Below are 14,888 nucleotides of genomic sequence, written 5' to 3' on the forward strand. Positions count from 1 at the left end.
TTCTCCAAAAGATGAATCTTTCTCTAATCCTGTTTTCTTCGCCATTTGAAGAATTTTAGATAAAACCCGATACCTCCAATGGCAATTCCGCCAATCCATGCAACTATGTTTAATCCTGATGAAACTGTACTTTCTTGTGGTGCAAGAAATAGTAATAATGCACCTAAAATAATTAATGCAAAACCTCCACTATTTTTTGATTTATTGTGCTCTCCGTGAACCATATTATACATACTCAGAAAGTGTTTTTGCTACTTGCTTTCGTCCAATATCTGAAATAAATGGCCCTATTTTTGGACCTCTTGATGTTCCAAGTATAATTTGATATAATATCTTAAAGAAATCTTTTGGTTCTACTCCATTTGTTTTTGCAATTTGATATATTGTATTTTGAATATCTTCTAGTTCTTCATCTCCTGATAATGCATTTACAAGTATCTTTAATGCATTTTTTGAAGTTTCATCTAAATCCACTTGTGTTCTTTCTTGCTCATCAAATTCATTCGAATAATTTCCTGCTAGTTCTATGAGTTTTTCTATTTCTGGTTCTGGATTTTTGATTACTCCGTAATCCAACAGTTTCTTCATTACACGTTCATTTCTATTTTCTTTGAAGATTCTTGCTAGTTCTACTACTAGTCTATAGTTTACATGTGTGCTTGGTTGTTTTGGCGGTGTTAGTAGATTTACATATTCATACAATCCCTTCGATTTTATCAATTTTGCTTGATTGTCTACTTTGATTCTTCCAAAATAGATATCTTCTAGCTCGTTGTATTCACTCATCAATCCTGGAATGTCGTCAAATCCTAATTCTCTTGCACCTGTTATTCTTTTGTATAGTAATAACAGGATTGATTTTGAATTACCAAACTCTAACCATTTTTGTGCGGTGATAACATTACCTAATGATTTTGAAATCTTTTTTCCTCCTTTATCTAAAAACATCTCATATTTCACATGATGTGGGTGTGGAAATCCTAAAATTTCATCTGCTACCCAATCATTTACTTTAACTGAATCCATGATATCCTTACCATATGCTTCAAATCTAATGTCAAATGCTGCCCACCTGGCTGCAAATTCTACTTTCCATGCTAGTTTGCCAAGGTCTTTTGCAATGTTTGCTTCTCCTATGTGCCCACAGCCTTTGACCTTTTTTGAGCCAATTTCTGTATCGTGACAAGTATACTTTACTTTCTTTTCATCTGTAATGTATTCCGAAGCTTCTGCAGTGTAGAGACGATTACAATTTGCACACACTGGAAAATATGGTAAATATTTTTGATATTTTTCTTGTCCTACAAGTTCTGAAATCTTTTCTCCAATCTTTGCACTATTTTGTAATATTGTGTGGATTTGTTCTTTTAGTAATCCTTGTTTGTAAGTATCTATTGCCCTTCTAAATTCATATTTTATTCCAACTCTGTCTAATCCTTCTAGTAGAATACTGCTCATATGCATTCCGTATGAGTCATGACATCCATAAGGATCTGGAATTAATGAAACTGGTTTTGCAATGTGTTCTTCTAACCCAAACTCCTGCATCCCTTCTGGAATTTTTCTTAATCCATCTAAATCATCTGAATATGCAATTAATTCTGATTTGTATCCTAAATTTTCTAATGCAAGTTTTACCCCGTATGCTCTCACTGCATCCCCTAGACTTCCAATATGTGGAATCCCTGATGCGCCCAGACCGCTCTCTACTCTTAAAAGATTTGTATTTCGTCCAAGAGATTCTTCTCGTTCAAGTAATTCTGAAGCTAACTTGTCAATCCAAATTCCTTTCCCGATAATTTCTTGCTCTGTCATTTTTTTCACTAGTTTAATGTCTTGGACATGTATGGCCCATATAACGAATACCCTAATTTTTGATAATATTCTCTTGTACCTACTGCACTAATCACTAACAATTTTTTAGCATCTAACTCTTCTTTAGATATTTTTTCAGCTTCTCGCATCAAATTTTTTCCTAATCCTGAATGTTGGATTTCATCTTCCTCTTTTTCTCCAAGTTTCAATGATTTTCCGTATACATGAATTTCTCGTACTATACATGTATCTTGATTAATTTCATCTCTGTGTGCTTTATTGCTTGGTTTTCTTAATCTCAAAAATCCATAAATTGATTCATCACCGTCTTCATAAGACAAGAAAACTTCTCTTCCTCCTGATGAATCATAATTAATTCTGTTTAATTTTATATCTCTACTATCAAATTTCTTATCTGTTAACCCTGCCTCTCTACATCTAATACATTTGCATGAGAATCCCTGTTTTGCTAGATTCTGATGAACGATCTGTCTTAAATTTCCTGATTTTGGTCCTGCTATGATTTCATTAGGTGTTATTTCCCTTTGAACTCTCATAATCCTGACCCATTTTGGAATCTCTTTTTTTGCTTCTGTTAAAACATTGATCATATCTTTATCTGAATATGGGGTGTATTTTCCTTGTTTGTATTCTTCATACAATGGTGTATTCTCAATAACCAGTGATGGGTAAATTTTCAACATGTCTGGACGTAATTGAGGATCTGAAAATAATTTTTTAAAATCTCCGATGTCTTCTTCTGGTTTCATTGTGGGTAATCCTGGCATCATATGTGCAACTAATTTGTATCCTGCATCTTTTGAAATTTGAAATGATTCAATCACATCATTGTAGTTATGACCTCTGTTCACTATTTTATAGACTCGTTCTTGTAATGATTGCACTCCTATCTCTATTCTTGTAATTCCATAACTTAACATCAAATCTATATGTTCTTTTTTACAATAATCTGGTTTTGTTTCTATTGTAAATCCTACATTTCTTATTGACGCACGTTCATTATTGGATTTTGCTTCTTCCAAATCTTTTGAATCTGTACCATTTAGTGCATCATAACATGATTTAATGAAATCTTTTTGATAGTCTCTTGGCATAAATAGAAATGTTCCTCCTACAATTACAATTTCCATTTTTGATGGATCGTGTCCAAATGCAATTAATTTTTCAATCTTCGATGTGATTTGTAATTTTGGATCAAATTTATTTTCAATTGCATTTAGAGATGATGGTTCTTTTCCTGTGTAGCTGTTCGGAGAATTAAATTCAATTCCTCCAGGACAATATGTGCATCTGCCATGTGGACATGCATATGGTTTTGGCATTAATGCTATTACTGCTACACCTGATGCTGTTTTGGCTGGTTTTCTTACGAGTACTTTTCTTAATTTATCAAAATCGGCTTCTTTTGCCATTGATAGAATCTCATAATTTTTAGGAATTCTTTCTAATGCATATTTTGTACAAATTTTTATGATTTCTTCTTTTACTTGTTTTTTACTAGGTTCATGAATTGTTAGAATATTCTGAGTGATCTCACTACATGCTTTGGATAAAACAGAATTTAATTTATTCATGAGTATTCACCTTGATTTAGACATAAATTCGTTAAATAATTTGGGGAGTTTTTGTGCTTGTTTTTGTTTATTATTTAGTTACAGTCTTACTAGCATTTGCTGCATCGTTACTTCTCTGTTCTTTTCGGTATTCCATTTTTAGCCATATTGGTGTGATGATAGTTGTTACTGCTACCATGATTACAATTGTAGAGTATACCTCTGATGTGAGAATTCCAGCTGTTACTCCAACTCCTGCAACAATTAATCCTACCTCTCCTCTTGAAATCATTCCAATACCTACACGCAGTCCTTGTTGTTTATTTTTCAAAAATAACATTGCAGGTAATCCACACCCAAATAGTTTTGTTACAATCGCAATTACAATTACCACCCCACTTAACATCAAAATATTCAAATCTACTGCTCTAAGATCCACCTGTGCTCCGATAATTGCAAAAAATAATGGTGCAAAAATCAAACCCACCTTCCCAATGTAATTCTCTATTTTCTCAAACACTTTGGTAGTTGATAATGCCATTCCTACTGCAAACGCACCCACAATCGGTGATAATCCAATTGATCCTGCAAGTGCCGCTGCACCAAAAAACGACGCTGTTGCTATGCCTTCTACACTGCCTTTAGCTTTCCATAATCTTGGTGTGATTATTTTTGGAATTACTACTACTGCAACTATGAGCATTATTGCAAAGAATGCCAAAACTTGTAAAATCGTGATTGTGACTTTTGTAATGTCAATATCACTAACTCCTCCATCTGAACCTGCAATAGATGACACTACTGATAGTACTGCAATTGCCAAAATATCGTCTACCACTGCTGCGCCTATAATTAATCTGGCTTCTGGAGTTTTTATTTTACCAAATTCGCTTAGAACTTGAATTGAAATTGCAATACTTGTGGCAGTTAGTGCAGTTGCAATCAACATTGATTGTAATGCGTCAAATCCAAACATTTGGAAAACTACAAGACCTGCAAAAAATGGAATTACTACTCCCAATGTCCCAACAGTAAATGATGCTTTTCCTCCTTTGAGAAATTCTTTTGGAGTCATTTCTAATCCTGCCATAAACAGAATTACAATTGCTCCCATTTCTCCAAGAATTTTAATTTCATCGCTTATGTGTACTAGTTGTTTTCCGTCAACTACTAAAAATCCTCCTAACGCAAATGGTCCTACAATCATTCCTGCCAAAAGTTCTCCTAGTACGATTGGCAGCTTTAATCTTAGGAAAACCTCTGCCATTAATTTGGCAGCAAAAAGAAGAATGCCTACTCCGATAATTGTTTCAATAAAATGTGCTTCTGCTGCCATCTCTTACAGAACTTAAAAAATCAGTCATATAAGGTGATATTAGGTTAAAAATTATTTTGTTGTTGTTAAATTAAGCAATTTTTTTTGAATTTACAAAAACCCCTTTCTTGGAAATAATCTGTCCTATCTCTTGACTTGAAATTTTGTGTTTTTTGAAAATGGATTTTATCCTTGTCGCCTGATCTTTTGGCGCAATCACACAGAATCCAACTCCCATGTTAAACGTCTTGTACATTTCTTCTGGAGTTACTCCTTGTTCTTCTACCAATCCCATGATTGGTGGAATTTTTGGCAGTGAATCTATATCATACCCTATGTTTTTGAGACGCAGTAATTTGGTAAATGAGCCTCCTGTTATATGTGCAAACCCGTTGACTATACATTTTTGATTGATCTCAAGAACTGGTTTTGTATAAATTTCAGTTGGTTTTAGTAGTGCTTCTCCTATCATTCCTACTCCTTTGACTTTGTCTTTGATAGAATATTTTGTCAATAGTGCTTTTCTCGCAAGCGAGTATCCGTTTGAATGAATGCCTGAACTGTTTATGCCTATGATGATATCTCCTGCCTTTATTTTATTTCCAAGAACCACCTCTTTTTTCTCTAACAGTCCTACCACCATTCCTGCTAAATCAAATGCAAATCCTTTCCCTTCTATCACATCTGGCATTATTGCTGTCTCTCCTCCCACAATTGGCATCGCTGATTTCTTTGCACCTGTTACTAATCCTTCTACAATTTTTTTGAATATTGTTATATCATTTTTGTTTGCTGCAATATAATCTACAAATGAAATTGGTGTTGCTCCAATACAGATTATGTCATTAACATTCATTGCTATGCAATCGATTCCTATTGTGTTGTATTTTTTCATCATATTTGCAATTACAACTTTAGTTCCAACTCCATCGGTATGTGTGGCTAAGAGTTTTCCTCCTGGAATTTCTACTATCCCTGCATAGTGACCAAATCCATGCATCATCTTTGCTTTTTTCTGTAGTTTGTGTGTTGACGCAATTAATTTTCCAATTTCTTTTTGGCTTTGTTTAATTTTAGAAATATCTACACCTGCTTTTTTGTAGGTTAGAGCCATAGTTTGATGCGCATATGCTGTGAATAAAAGAATTTGCTTACTGTTTCGATCACATGTACATTCCGGATATCTCTTCTCTATGCTCTGCATATTTTTGAGATAACTCGCTGAATTCTGAACTAATCCTATCTTTGTCTTTTTGAAGTTCTGATGTATCTATTTTCATATGGTAAAATCTGTTTAATGCTTCAATTAACGTGGCTGCTGCTGCTGAATCTGGTATTGTTTTGTTTGCTTTTGCTAATAGTGCTATGCCTTGAATCTCTCTAACTAGGCACTCATTTAGTATGCCTCCTGGGATTCCGGTAATGAATCCTTGTGGAATCATACTGATGTCTTTATCTGCCATTGTTCTTACCAAATCTTCTTCTGCTGCACAGTATGCTTTACCGTCATGTTCTGTGCTTGCAACTCCATCTAAAATTACAATTTCTTTAGATCCTTTTTGTGCTGCCCAATCTAAAATCGATGATACTAGCGAATACAGTCCATCCATTCTTAATGTTATTTCACAAATTATTGTACAAATTGTACCTTCTTTATTTGCATAAAATCGAAATGGGTGACGTAATCTGCCCCGCATGAATACAGTTGATGGTGGCATGTATTTTGATCTCATAACTGCAATCTCTTCCATTTCCAATTCTGTGATGATATGGTTAATTGCAACAGGACCTACTAAACCTGCACCTACAAATCCTGCAAAAACTATTGGATTCTTTAATTCAATCTTTTTAATTTCAAAAACTTCAGCTTCTGGAAATTCTTTTTGCACTGTTTACGTCGATTTGTTCTGTCTAATTACCTTTATTGATAAAGAGATTCAACATGATTCTTCCCTTGTCTGTTATGGTATAGATCATGTTTGCTCCAGATGCTTCTTTTCTAATAAAGTTGTAATCTACACACAGATGTAAATAATTTAGAAATGATTTTTTCATTCGAATCTTTGATTTTGAATATAGATCTGAAAATGTCATTGGATTTCCTCTAAGCTGATACAATAATTTTAACAGTGATAGTGTACTGTAATCTCTTGTTCTTGCTTTTACTGCTCCTAGAATTTCTTCATCTCTTTTTATGATAAAATCTTCAAACTGGTCTGCCACTTCAAGTGGCACATATGTTAGTCTTGCTCGCATCATACCGTATTGTACGGTACATTACCTTATTAGTCTTTAACTTGAGCTTTGTTGATCTTTTCAGCTGGTTTTTTTACACCTGTTTGTGCCTAAATTGTGCTTTTTAGCATTAACGTGAATTATTTGAATTGTGAAATTATAGTGTGTCTTTTAGTTTAAACAACCCCTCACTAAAATCAGTTAGTGGAAATTACGATAAATGTAATCTTGACAATAGTTGGTTTGGTTATGTTGTGTTTTGGTGGTAACTGGTTAGTTAGCGGTGGTGTTGCAATTGCAAGAAAATTTCGTATCAGTAATCTTGTAATTGGTATGACTATTGTGGCATATGGTACTTCTACTCCTGAACTTGCAGCTAGTATGGCAGCAGCTGGCGAACACAGTGCAATTATTCTTGGAAATATTGTTGGAAGTAATATTGCAAACATTGGAATGGTGATTGGTATTGCTGCTATACTTGTTCCTGTTGCCGTAAGTAAATCTTCATTGAGAAAAGAAATTCCGATTATGTTGGGGGTTTCTTTATTATTGATTATACTGTCTATTGATGGTGAAATTTCTTCATATGATGGTATACTATTACTTTCTGGATTTGGAGTCTTTGGATACTATACATACAAAGATGTAGTTAAACAACGAGCAGAAAATAAAGAAGAGGTTCAAGAAAACTCTCCAAAAAACCTGTATCTTAAATCTACAGGATTAATCGGTATAGGCGTTCTTCTTCTATATGTTGGTGCTATTCTCACAGTTGACAATGCTGTAATCTTGGCTAAAGAATTTGGATTATCTGAAAAGATAATTGGTTTGACTGTGATAGCAATTGGAACTTCCCTTCCGGAATTAATTACATCTATTATAGCAATTAGAAAAGGCCATACTGATATCGGTGTTGGAAATATTATAGGAAGTAATATCTACAATATTTTAATGATCATGGGAGTTGGTGCTGCTCTTGGTGGTGTAATGGTTGGAGTTGATGTTTATGTTGATTATGCAGTTATGCTGGTTTTTAGTGCTTCACTACTCATTGCTTTGAAAACTGGAATACTCAGTAGGACTATGGGGATTTGTCTGGGTGTTGGTTATGTTGCTTATCTTATAATCGCTTTTTTTAAGTAATTTGTGCCTGTTTTTGGGTTCATATTGTATTTACTGAAATATTTTCAGCCTTTATTGACGGAGTAATTGATGGAAGAGATGCCCACTGAATGACCTTTCTTTGATTATTACCAATCGCTGAAATATTTTTCATCATTGTTGGCAGGTTGTGGATTATTCTTACTGATTTTCCTGGACATATAATTTCACCATTTTTGATAATTCTAATGCCACTTCGTGCAGTACATGAAAAATCTCCTTTAATTGGATTTACTGCGTATGTGTACCATAATCTTCCTACTAGTAATCCTTGCTTTGTTTCTTTAATCATCTCGTCTTGAGATTGATCTCCTGAACTTATTTTGAGATTATGTGGAGATGACATTGGAATTGGCTCTGAACTTTTCCCAATGGGCGAACCCTGTCGTAATGCATTACCTGTAGATTGCCTTCCTTCTTTGTAACTATCAAAAAGATTTGAAAAGGTATTTTTAAAAATACCCTTTTCGATCAGATTATTTTTTCTAGTTTCAATTCCTTCATCGTCAACTGATTTTGTTCCAATTCCTTCCGGAATGTGTGGGTCATCAATCAAGTTTAATTCTTTAACAGCTATTTCTTTTTCTAAATTATTTGAAAAACAACTTTTTCTCTCTGAATATGTTTTAAAATTAAAATTAGATGCAACAACAAATGCTAATAATTCTCCCACTGAATACGGTTCAAAAATTATAGAATATGAATCGGAATCAATTTTTTGTGGATTTATTGATTCAATACACATCGTTTTTGCATCTTCTCCTATCTGTTCTGGAGTAAAATTTGTTAATGTTCTTCCACAGTTATGTCCAATTCCTGACACTGAAAGTATTCCGTATTCTGATTCCGAATTAATTATTCCTGAAATGTATGTGGCTTTTTCTTTAAAATTTAATCCGTTTGAATTCACTAATTCAAAGTCTTCAGATACTATATTCAGTGATCCTGTAATCGCTGTTACTTTACTATTACTTGCTGAATTAATCATAGTTTGAGCGATATCCATTGTTTCTGAACCTGATATTTGCTCAAGATTTTTATCAAATGTTCCATTTAGCATTTTTTGTGATGTTTTGTATGGTAACCCTTTCCAAAATTCCCCTGACTTCAACTTTGTTAATGTTTGAAATGTGTTGTTAATTATTTTCTCTAATCTCTGTTCATTTGTTGTTTGAATCGATGATATTTTTTTATCATGAATTAATCTGATTCCGTAACTTTTATCATAATTTTGTTTGACTTCTGCAATATTTGAATCTGTGATTCTAACTGTTGTGATTTTCTTTTTAATTTCAACGATTTCACATTCATCGATTCCACTTTTTTTTGAATGATTTAATGCCTTGTCTAAGGCTGTCAATCTACTGCTTCCTTGGATTTTTATAATTGAATTTATTTATTTTTATTAATTCAGCATAAGATCCAAATTGTCTATCTGAAACCATATCTAGTTTATCCTCTATTTCATTTTCCTCATCAAACTTTTTTAGAATTTCATATTCCGTATTTCTCTCAGCTGGAATTCTTCCAATTTCTTTTACCATTCTTTTAATTTCTTTTGGTCTTAGTAATTGACCATGTTCCGAACCTGCAGATGTTGAAATGCTTTCATTTATCAATGTCCCTCCAAAATCATTTGCTCCCCACATTAATAGCAGCTGAGACATTTTTTGGCCTTCTTTTACCCATGACATTTGTATGTTGTTGATGTAATTATTTAACATGATTCTAGCAATTGCATGTGTGAGTAATACATCATTTCCATTACCTCCATGTCTTATTCCTTCATGTAATTGATGTTTGAACATTGGAGCTTCAGTATGAATGAAATTTAATGGAACAAATTCCGTAAATCCTTTGGTCTCTTTTTGAATTTCTCTTAGTTTTACAATGTGCTTTACTCTGTCTTCTAATGTCTCTACATGTCCGAACATCATAGTTGATGTTGTACGAATTCCAATTTTATGAGCACTTTTGATGACTCTTTCCCAATCTTTTACACTTATTCTGCCTGGTGAAATCTTGTCTCTTAGATTTTGATCAAGAATTTCAGCTGAAGTTCCTGGAAGAGTGTTCACACCTGCCTCTTTCATTCTACTCAAAAATTCTTCTATTGAAACATTTGATCTTAAAGAACCGTATAGAATTTCTTCAGGTGAGAATCCATGAATATGGATATCCGGAATCTCTTTTTTAATCTCTCTGCAAATACTCTCATACAAATCCCCCCTCATATCTGGCGGAAGTCCTGCTTGAATGCATACTTCGGTTGCTCCCAAATAATATGCTTCTTTTGCTCTTCGGACGATTTCTTCTGTTGGTAAAAAGTATCCTTCTTCTTCTCTGAAATCTCTACTGAATGCACAAAAACCACATTGTTTTATGCATACATTTGTAAAATTGATATTTCTATTCACTACATATGATACGATATTCCCAACTCTTCTTTTTCTTAATTCATCTGCAACTAGTCCTACCAGATGAAAATTCACTCCAATTGCATTAAACAGTTCTAATCCGTCATTTACAGATATCTCTTTTTCTGATAATGCATTGTTTAGTATATCTGATATTATTGGATCAGCATTTCTAAAAATAGAATCTATGTTAGTTGTCATCTCCAATATTCCTCTTTTACGTATCCATCCTCGTCTTCAATCACTGCCATCTTATCTCTTAACTCTTTACTAATAAAAGAAAAGAATTCTGGATATATTGGAAATCTGCATTTTAAATTAAATCCTGCTTTTTTTGAATTTTCATCCACATTATTAATTTCAGGCCAAGCAAATTCTGGATTTACAAAGTCTGGAGTTAATGGTGAGATTCCACCCCAATCATTTATTCCAACTGTTAAGAAGCTTTGATATGATTTGGGTGATAAATTTGGTGGAATCTGTATGTTCATCTTAGGCATGATGATTCTAGACAATGCCACTACTGTTTTGAAATATTGTTCATCTGTTGATGGTTCATTTTTCATAAATGTATCTGGTTTTGGTTGAAAGTTTTGTAAAATTATCTCTTGAATGTTTCCATATTTTTGATTTAGTTGTTTTATTGCAAATAATGAATCTATGACCTCTTCAATTGTTTCTCCAATTCCTACAAGAATACCTGTTGTCATTGGAATTCCTAGTTTTCCAGAGTTCTCTAAAATTTCTAATCTTGCTTTTGGTCTCTTGCTTGCTGCTAAATAATGTGGCATTCCCTTCTCTGATAATCGTTCACTAACATTTTCAAGCATAACTCCCATTGAAACATTAGTTTTCTTTAATTCCTTCATCTCATCAAAATTCAGGTTCCCTGCATTTGTGTGCGGAAACAATCCTTGCTCTAATGCAAGTTCTGATGCATGTACTAGATATTCTACGGTTGATTTGAATCCATTATTTTTTAGCCATTCTCTTGCTTCTTCATATTTTTTTTCTGGTTGTTCTCCTGTAACAAAAAGTGCTTCAACACATCTGTATTTCTTTGCAAGTTGCAATAGATCTGTTGTCTGTTGTTTTGACATCAAAGAAAGTTTTGCTTCGCCTGGCTCTGCCTTGTATGTGCAATACGAACATGTATCTTTACAGAGATTAATGATATTGAAAAATGCTTTTTTTGAAAATGTTACAGAGTTTTTTTTAAATTTTTTCCTCAAATTTTGAGCAACTAATAAAATGTCATTGGGATTCTTTATGGATTTTTGATATATTTCAATAACTTCATGACGTGTTATTGGTTTGTTTTCTAAAACATTGTTTAAACTCTCAGAGTCTAAGACAAGATTGTTCAATAGAAAGATTTCTTGATTGGGAGTATTTATGCTTGTATTGGATTAATTCGTATTTGGTCTTTCTTGTAGTGTGATTGTGATGTCTGTAGTTCTACCATCTCGCAAAACTTCTAAAATCATTTCATCTCCTATTGATTTTGCCCTTTGCAGATGAATCAATATGTCATCAATCTTTCTTACATCAATTCCGTCTACTGATAAAATGATATCTCCTCCGATTGGATATTTAACTCCGTCAACTTCTGTAGTTTTCTCACTTCCAATTAGTCCTGCATTAAATGCAGGACTGTCCTCAACAACTGTAATCACTAAAAATCCTACGGCTTCGTTTAAATTCAAAACTTTTGCTAAATCTGGATCTATGTCTCTTCCGGAAATTCCAATCCATGGATGTTTGTATTCCCCTTTTTCAATCAGTGTTGGAACAATCTTTGCAATCGTTTGTGATGGTACTGAAAATCCAACACCGGTAAACTCTCCTGTGGCTGATTGTATTGCTGTGTTTATGCCAACAATTTCTCCTCGCATGTTAAGTAATGGACCTCCGGAATTGCCTGGATTGATTGCAGCATCTGTCTGAATCACATCTGGGATTGAATATCCTGAACCTGATGGAAGCAATCTTCCCAGTTGACTAATAATCCCTGAAGTCATAGAACCTGATAATCCAAATGGATTTCCAATTGCGGCTATCTGTTCACCTACTTTTAGATTTGATGAATCTCCGATGAATAATGGGTGTAAAAGCGCTAAATCTGCACTAACTTTGATTACTGCAATGTCTGTATATTCATCTGCCCCTATGATTTCTGCATTGTATGATCTTCCGTCAAGAAATGTCACTACAACTTTGATTGCGTCATTTACGACATGAGCATTTGTAATAATGTGTCCTTTTTTATCAAAAACAAATCCTGAACCTACTCCTCCAACTACTTCGGCGGTTTCACTTCTTTGTACATTTACTCTTACTACACCTGGTTCTGATTTTTCAAAAATCTCAATTAATGATAACTTTTTTGAATAAAGTGAAGATGCTTCAACTGTATTGATTACTTGTTCGTTAATTTCTACTGTATCTGATTTTAATGATTCTGGAGGTGAGATAAATAATACTGCGACAATTACCATTGTTATTGCGGCTCCAATAACCCCGCCCACAAATACTCCTGACTTGTCCATGGGTTTTTTATTCTTTATTTTCTATCTAAAAGGATTGCTATACTCTGATTGAATTCTGGGTATGATCTTTCATAGAATAGCTTCTCCCCCTCCATGAAATTGATGATGATTTTTTTGCCTGAAGTAACCCGTCAAAAAATCCTAAAACCACTATCAATCCTCCCAATGGTGCAAATAATGCATAAATTAATCGTAATCTCAGCATAATTTTAGTTTCTATTATTGCGCCAACATAAATCAGAAATGATGCAAGTGCAGCTGTTACACAAAGTATTTTTGCAGATGTAGTTTCAACAGATAAAAAAACTGATGTTGCAAATATTGGAAAAGGTACAAACAACAAAAATAATGTTGCCAAGAAACTTCCTATTGCAATTTTTTCACTTTGTAAATACAATGGAATCATTAATCTCTTAAGTGCATTCCATAATGTGATCTTATCTCGTGCCCACACTGCATCTATTAGATGCTCTCCTCTTACTATTCTCATTTTGTAACCTGATTCTTTTACTTTTTTACCTAGTGCTCCATCTTCGATGATTTCTTGTTTTACTCCTTCATGCATTCCTACTTCTTCGTATGTCTTTTTTTTCATGATGAAAAAACTCCCAAAGAAATATGCTGTTTTCTTTGAAGGGTTGTTTACATTTAATGCTGAAAATCTAGTGTGTAAAAATGTGGATATCATTGGAAGTGATATATTTGTCCAGAAATCAAACGTCAACATTTTTGGAATTACAGATAACGCATCTAAATTCAACGAAATTAAATGTGCGACTGCTAATGATATTACATTTTTAGAATGTCTTGTATCTGCATCTGTAAATAACAAAAGATCTCCTGTTGCTTTTCTATACCCTTCCATACATGCCCAGTTTTTACCCATCCATCCATCAGGTTTTGGTTTTGCAGATACATGGATGATCTTAGAATTTTTTTTAGCAAATTCTGAAATTATCTTTCCAGTTGAATCCTCAGATGAATCATCTATTACTATGACTTCATAATTCTCATAGTCTTGGTCTAGTAATGATTCTAAACATTTTCCAAGAAACTCTTCTTCATTTCTTGCTGGAAGAATAATTGAAACTTTGGGAGTTAATTTGGAAATATTTTTAAATTTATCTAGATGTGGTGAAAATCTGAACGAGTCCGTCATTGATTTAATGAGAAATACCCACGCTCCTGAAACTCCGATTAAAATTGCTATTAACACATAGTTAAAAAAATCAAAAATTATCTCCATGTATTATCGCTCTATCTCTTCTTTGATACTTTGCATAGCTTGCTCTGTACCACTTTTGATATGATTTTTTATCACTCCTGTAAATACTCCCATCATACCTGTCAGTTTAATATCCCAATATGTTGAGAGTATGGTTTTTTCATCCTTAGCCGTAATGGATACTATTTTTTGACCCTCGATAATACCTTTGGTGAACTTGGCCTCGATTTTTTCTTTAGGATGAATTTTTACTTGCTGTAAACATTTTTGGTCTCTAAAGGCAATTGTTATTTCTCTGTTTATTGTATTTCCTTCCTTTGAAATATTTCTGACTTCTTTTGTACCCTTCCAAAATTTTGGTTCATTATCTATGTCTGAAATAACCTCCCATACTTTGTCAATTGACGCATTGATCTCTATTTCTACCTGAATTACAGCCATATGTTGTAATCATTTATTCCGCATTAAATATATTAGATTCCTGTTTTACTTCAAATAGACTGTGATGGGTAACATGCCTAAAATCCGGAACATTAACTCCAGTTCCAATGGCGTTTACCAATCTTCCGTCACAGTCACTTAAAATTTAAAAGAAAA

The 14,888-nt window shown here is 33.5% G+C and carries 14 protein-coding genes; 1 reads left to right on the plus strand and 13 read right to left on the minus strand.

All coding sequences use genetic code 11. The features are described 5' to 3' along the window. Positions 1-23: 23 nt before the first annotated feature. The 7 genes from WDZ98_RS00680 to WDZ98_RS00710 all read right to left on the minus strand — a co-directional run bounded on the left by WDZ98_RS00680 (position 24) and on the right by WDZ98_RS00710 (position 6,963). Complete coding sequence (locus WDZ98_RS00680; RefSeq protein WP_368058620.1) at positions 24-224, minus strand: hypothetical protein; 201 nt, start codon at positions 222-224, stop codon at positions 24-26. Position 225: 1 nt separating this feature from the next. Further along, complete coding sequence (gene lysS, locus WDZ98_RS00685; protein WP_368058618.1) at positions 226-1,815, minus strand: lysine--tRNA ligase; 1,590 nt, start codon at positions 1,813-1,815, stop codon at positions 226-228. A gap of 8 nt (positions 1,816-1,823) precedes the next feature. Next, entirely contained in the window at positions 1,824-3,410 is a 1,587-nt protein-coding gene (locus WDZ98_RS00690; RefSeq protein ID WP_368058616.1) for an elongator complex protein 3, read from the minus strand. A 70-nt stretch (positions 3,411-3,480) separates the two neighbouring features. Next, the gene (locus WDZ98_RS00695; RefSeq protein WP_368058614.1) at positions 3,481-4,725 is read right to left on the minus strand and encodes a cation:proton antiporter; all 1,245 of its coding nucleotides are present in this window, start codon (positions 4,723-4,725) and stop codon (positions 3,481-3,483) included. Positions 4,726-4,795: 70 nt separating this feature from the next. Beyond that, positions 4,796-5,818 carry a phosphoribosylformylglycinamidine cyclo-ligase gene (gene purM, locus WDZ98_RS00700; RefSeq protein WP_368058612.1) on the minus strand — a complete coding sequence of 341 codons (1,023 nt, stop codon included), beginning with the start codon at positions 5,816-5,818 and terminating at the stop codon, positions 4,796-4,798. A 49-nt stretch (positions 5,819-5,867) separates the two neighbouring features. Continuing rightward, entirely contained in the window at positions 5,868-6,593 is a 726-nt protein-coding gene (locus tag WDZ98_RS00705; protein ID WP_368058610.1) for a proteasome assembly chaperone family protein, read from the minus strand. 22 nt (positions 6,594-6,615) lie between these two features. After that, entirely contained in the window at positions 6,616-6,963 is a 348-nt protein-coding gene (locus WDZ98_RS00710) for a hypothetical protein (RefSeq protein ID WP_368058608.1), read from the minus strand. A 180-nt stretch (positions 6,964-7,143) separates the two neighbouring features. On the opposite strand from WDZ98_RS00710, the gene WDZ98_RS00715 reads away from it, so the two are divergent. Further along, the gene (locus WDZ98_RS00715) at positions 7,144-8,082 is read left to right on the plus strand and encodes a calcium/sodium antiporter (protein ID WP_368058606.1); all 939 of its coding nucleotides are present in this window, start codon (positions 7,144-7,146) and stop codon (positions 8,080-8,082) included. A 19-nt stretch (positions 8,083-8,101) separates the two neighbouring features. Here WDZ98_RS00715 and WDZ98_RS00720 read toward each other — a convergent pair whose 3' ends face one another. Genes WDZ98_RS00720 through WDZ98_RS00745 form a run of 6 tightly spaced genes read right to left on the minus strand, consistent with a single transcriptional unit; the run spans position 8,102 to position 14,732 of the window. Beyond that, complete coding sequence (locus WDZ98_RS00720) at positions 8,102-9,460, minus strand: TldD/PmbA family protein (RefSeq protein WP_368058604.1); 1,359 nt, start codon at positions 9,458-9,460, stop codon at positions 8,102-8,104. A 1-nt stretch (position 9,461) separates the two neighbouring features. Continuing rightward, on the minus strand, positions 9,462-10,718 hold the full coding sequence (cofH, locus tag WDZ98_RS00725) for a 5-amino-6-(D-ribitylamino)uracil--L-tyrosine 4-hydroxyphenyl transferase CofH (RefSeq protein ID WP_368058602.1): 1,257 nt from the start codon (positions 10,716-10,718) through the stop codon (positions 9,462-9,464). Continuing rightward, on the minus strand, positions 10,715-11,884 hold the full coding sequence (gene cofG / locus WDZ98_RS00730) for a 7,8-didemethyl-8-hydroxy-5-deazariboflavin synthase subunit CofG (RefSeq protein ID WP_368058599.1): 1,170 nt from the start codon (positions 11,882-11,884) through the stop codon (positions 10,715-10,717). Before cofG ends, cofH begins: the two co-directional genes overlap by 4 nt. Positions 11,885-11,926: 42 nt before the next feature. Further along, entirely contained in the window at positions 11,927-13,066 is a 1,140-nt protein-coding gene (locus tag WDZ98_RS00735) for a S1C family serine protease (RefSeq protein ID WP_368058597.1), read from the minus strand. 37 nt (positions 13,067-13,103) lie between these two features. Then, positions 13,104-14,312: a glycosyltransferase gene (locus tag WDZ98_RS00740; protein ID WP_368058595.1), complete on the minus strand. Its 1,209-nt coding sequence runs from the start codon at positions 14,310-14,312 to the stop codon at positions 13,104-13,106. 3 nt (positions 14,313-14,315) lie between these two features. Further along, positions 14,316-14,732 carry a type II toxin-antitoxin system RatA family toxin gene (locus WDZ98_RS00745; RefSeq protein WP_368058593.1) on the minus strand — a complete coding sequence of 139 codons (417 nt, stop codon included), beginning with the start codon at positions 14,730-14,732 and terminating at the stop codon, positions 14,316-14,318. Positions 14,733-14,888 lie beyond the last annotated feature (156 nt).

It is taken from the genome of Candidatus Nitrosopumilus sp. (assembly GCF_040878665.1).
Taxonomy (GTDB): Archaea; Thermoproteota; Nitrososphaeria; order Nitrososphaerales; family Nitrosopumilaceae; genus Nitrosopumilus.

Bases quoted from the DNA above. Each gene is read 5' to 3' on its own strand.
- WDZ98_RS00740 (WP_368058595.1), bottom strand. From the start codon at position 14,312: ATGGAGATAATTTTTGATTTTTTTAACTATGTGTTAATAGCAATTTTA.
- WDZ98_RS00695 (WP_368058614.1), bottom strand. From the start codon at position 4,725: ATGGCAGCAGAAGCACATTTTATTGAAACAATTATCGGAGTAGGCATT.
- lysS (WP_368058618.1), bottom strand. From the start codon at position 1,815: ATGACAGAGCAAGAAATTATCGGGAAAGGAATTTGGATTGACAAGTTA.
- WDZ98_RS00710 (WP_368058608.1), bottom strand. From the start codon at position 6,963: ATGATGCGAGCAAGACTAACATATGTGCCACTTGAAGTGGCAGACCAG.
- WDZ98_RS00745 (WP_368058593.1), bottom strand. From the start codon at position 14,732: ATGGCTGTAATTCAGGTAGAAATAGAGATCAATGCGTCAATTGACAAA.
- WDZ98_RS00690 (WP_368058616.1), bottom strand. From the start codon at position 3,410: ATGAATAAATTAAATTCTGTTTTATCCAAAGCATGTAGTGAGATCACT.
- WDZ98_RS00735 (WP_368058597.1), bottom strand. From the start codon at position 13,066: ATGGACAAGTCAGGAGTATTTGTGGGCGGGGTTATTGGAGCCGCAATA.
- WDZ98_RS00680 (WP_368058620.1), bottom strand. From the start codon at position 224: ATGGTTCACGGAGAGCACAATAAATCAAAAAATAGTGGAGGTTTTGCA.
- cofH (WP_368058602.1), bottom strand. From the start codon at position 10,718: ATGACAACTAACATAGATTCTATTTTTAGAAATGCTGATCCAATAATA.
- purM (WP_368058612.1), bottom strand. From the start codon at position 5,818: ATGGCTCTAACCTACAAAAAAGCAGGTGTAGATATTTCTAAAATTAAA.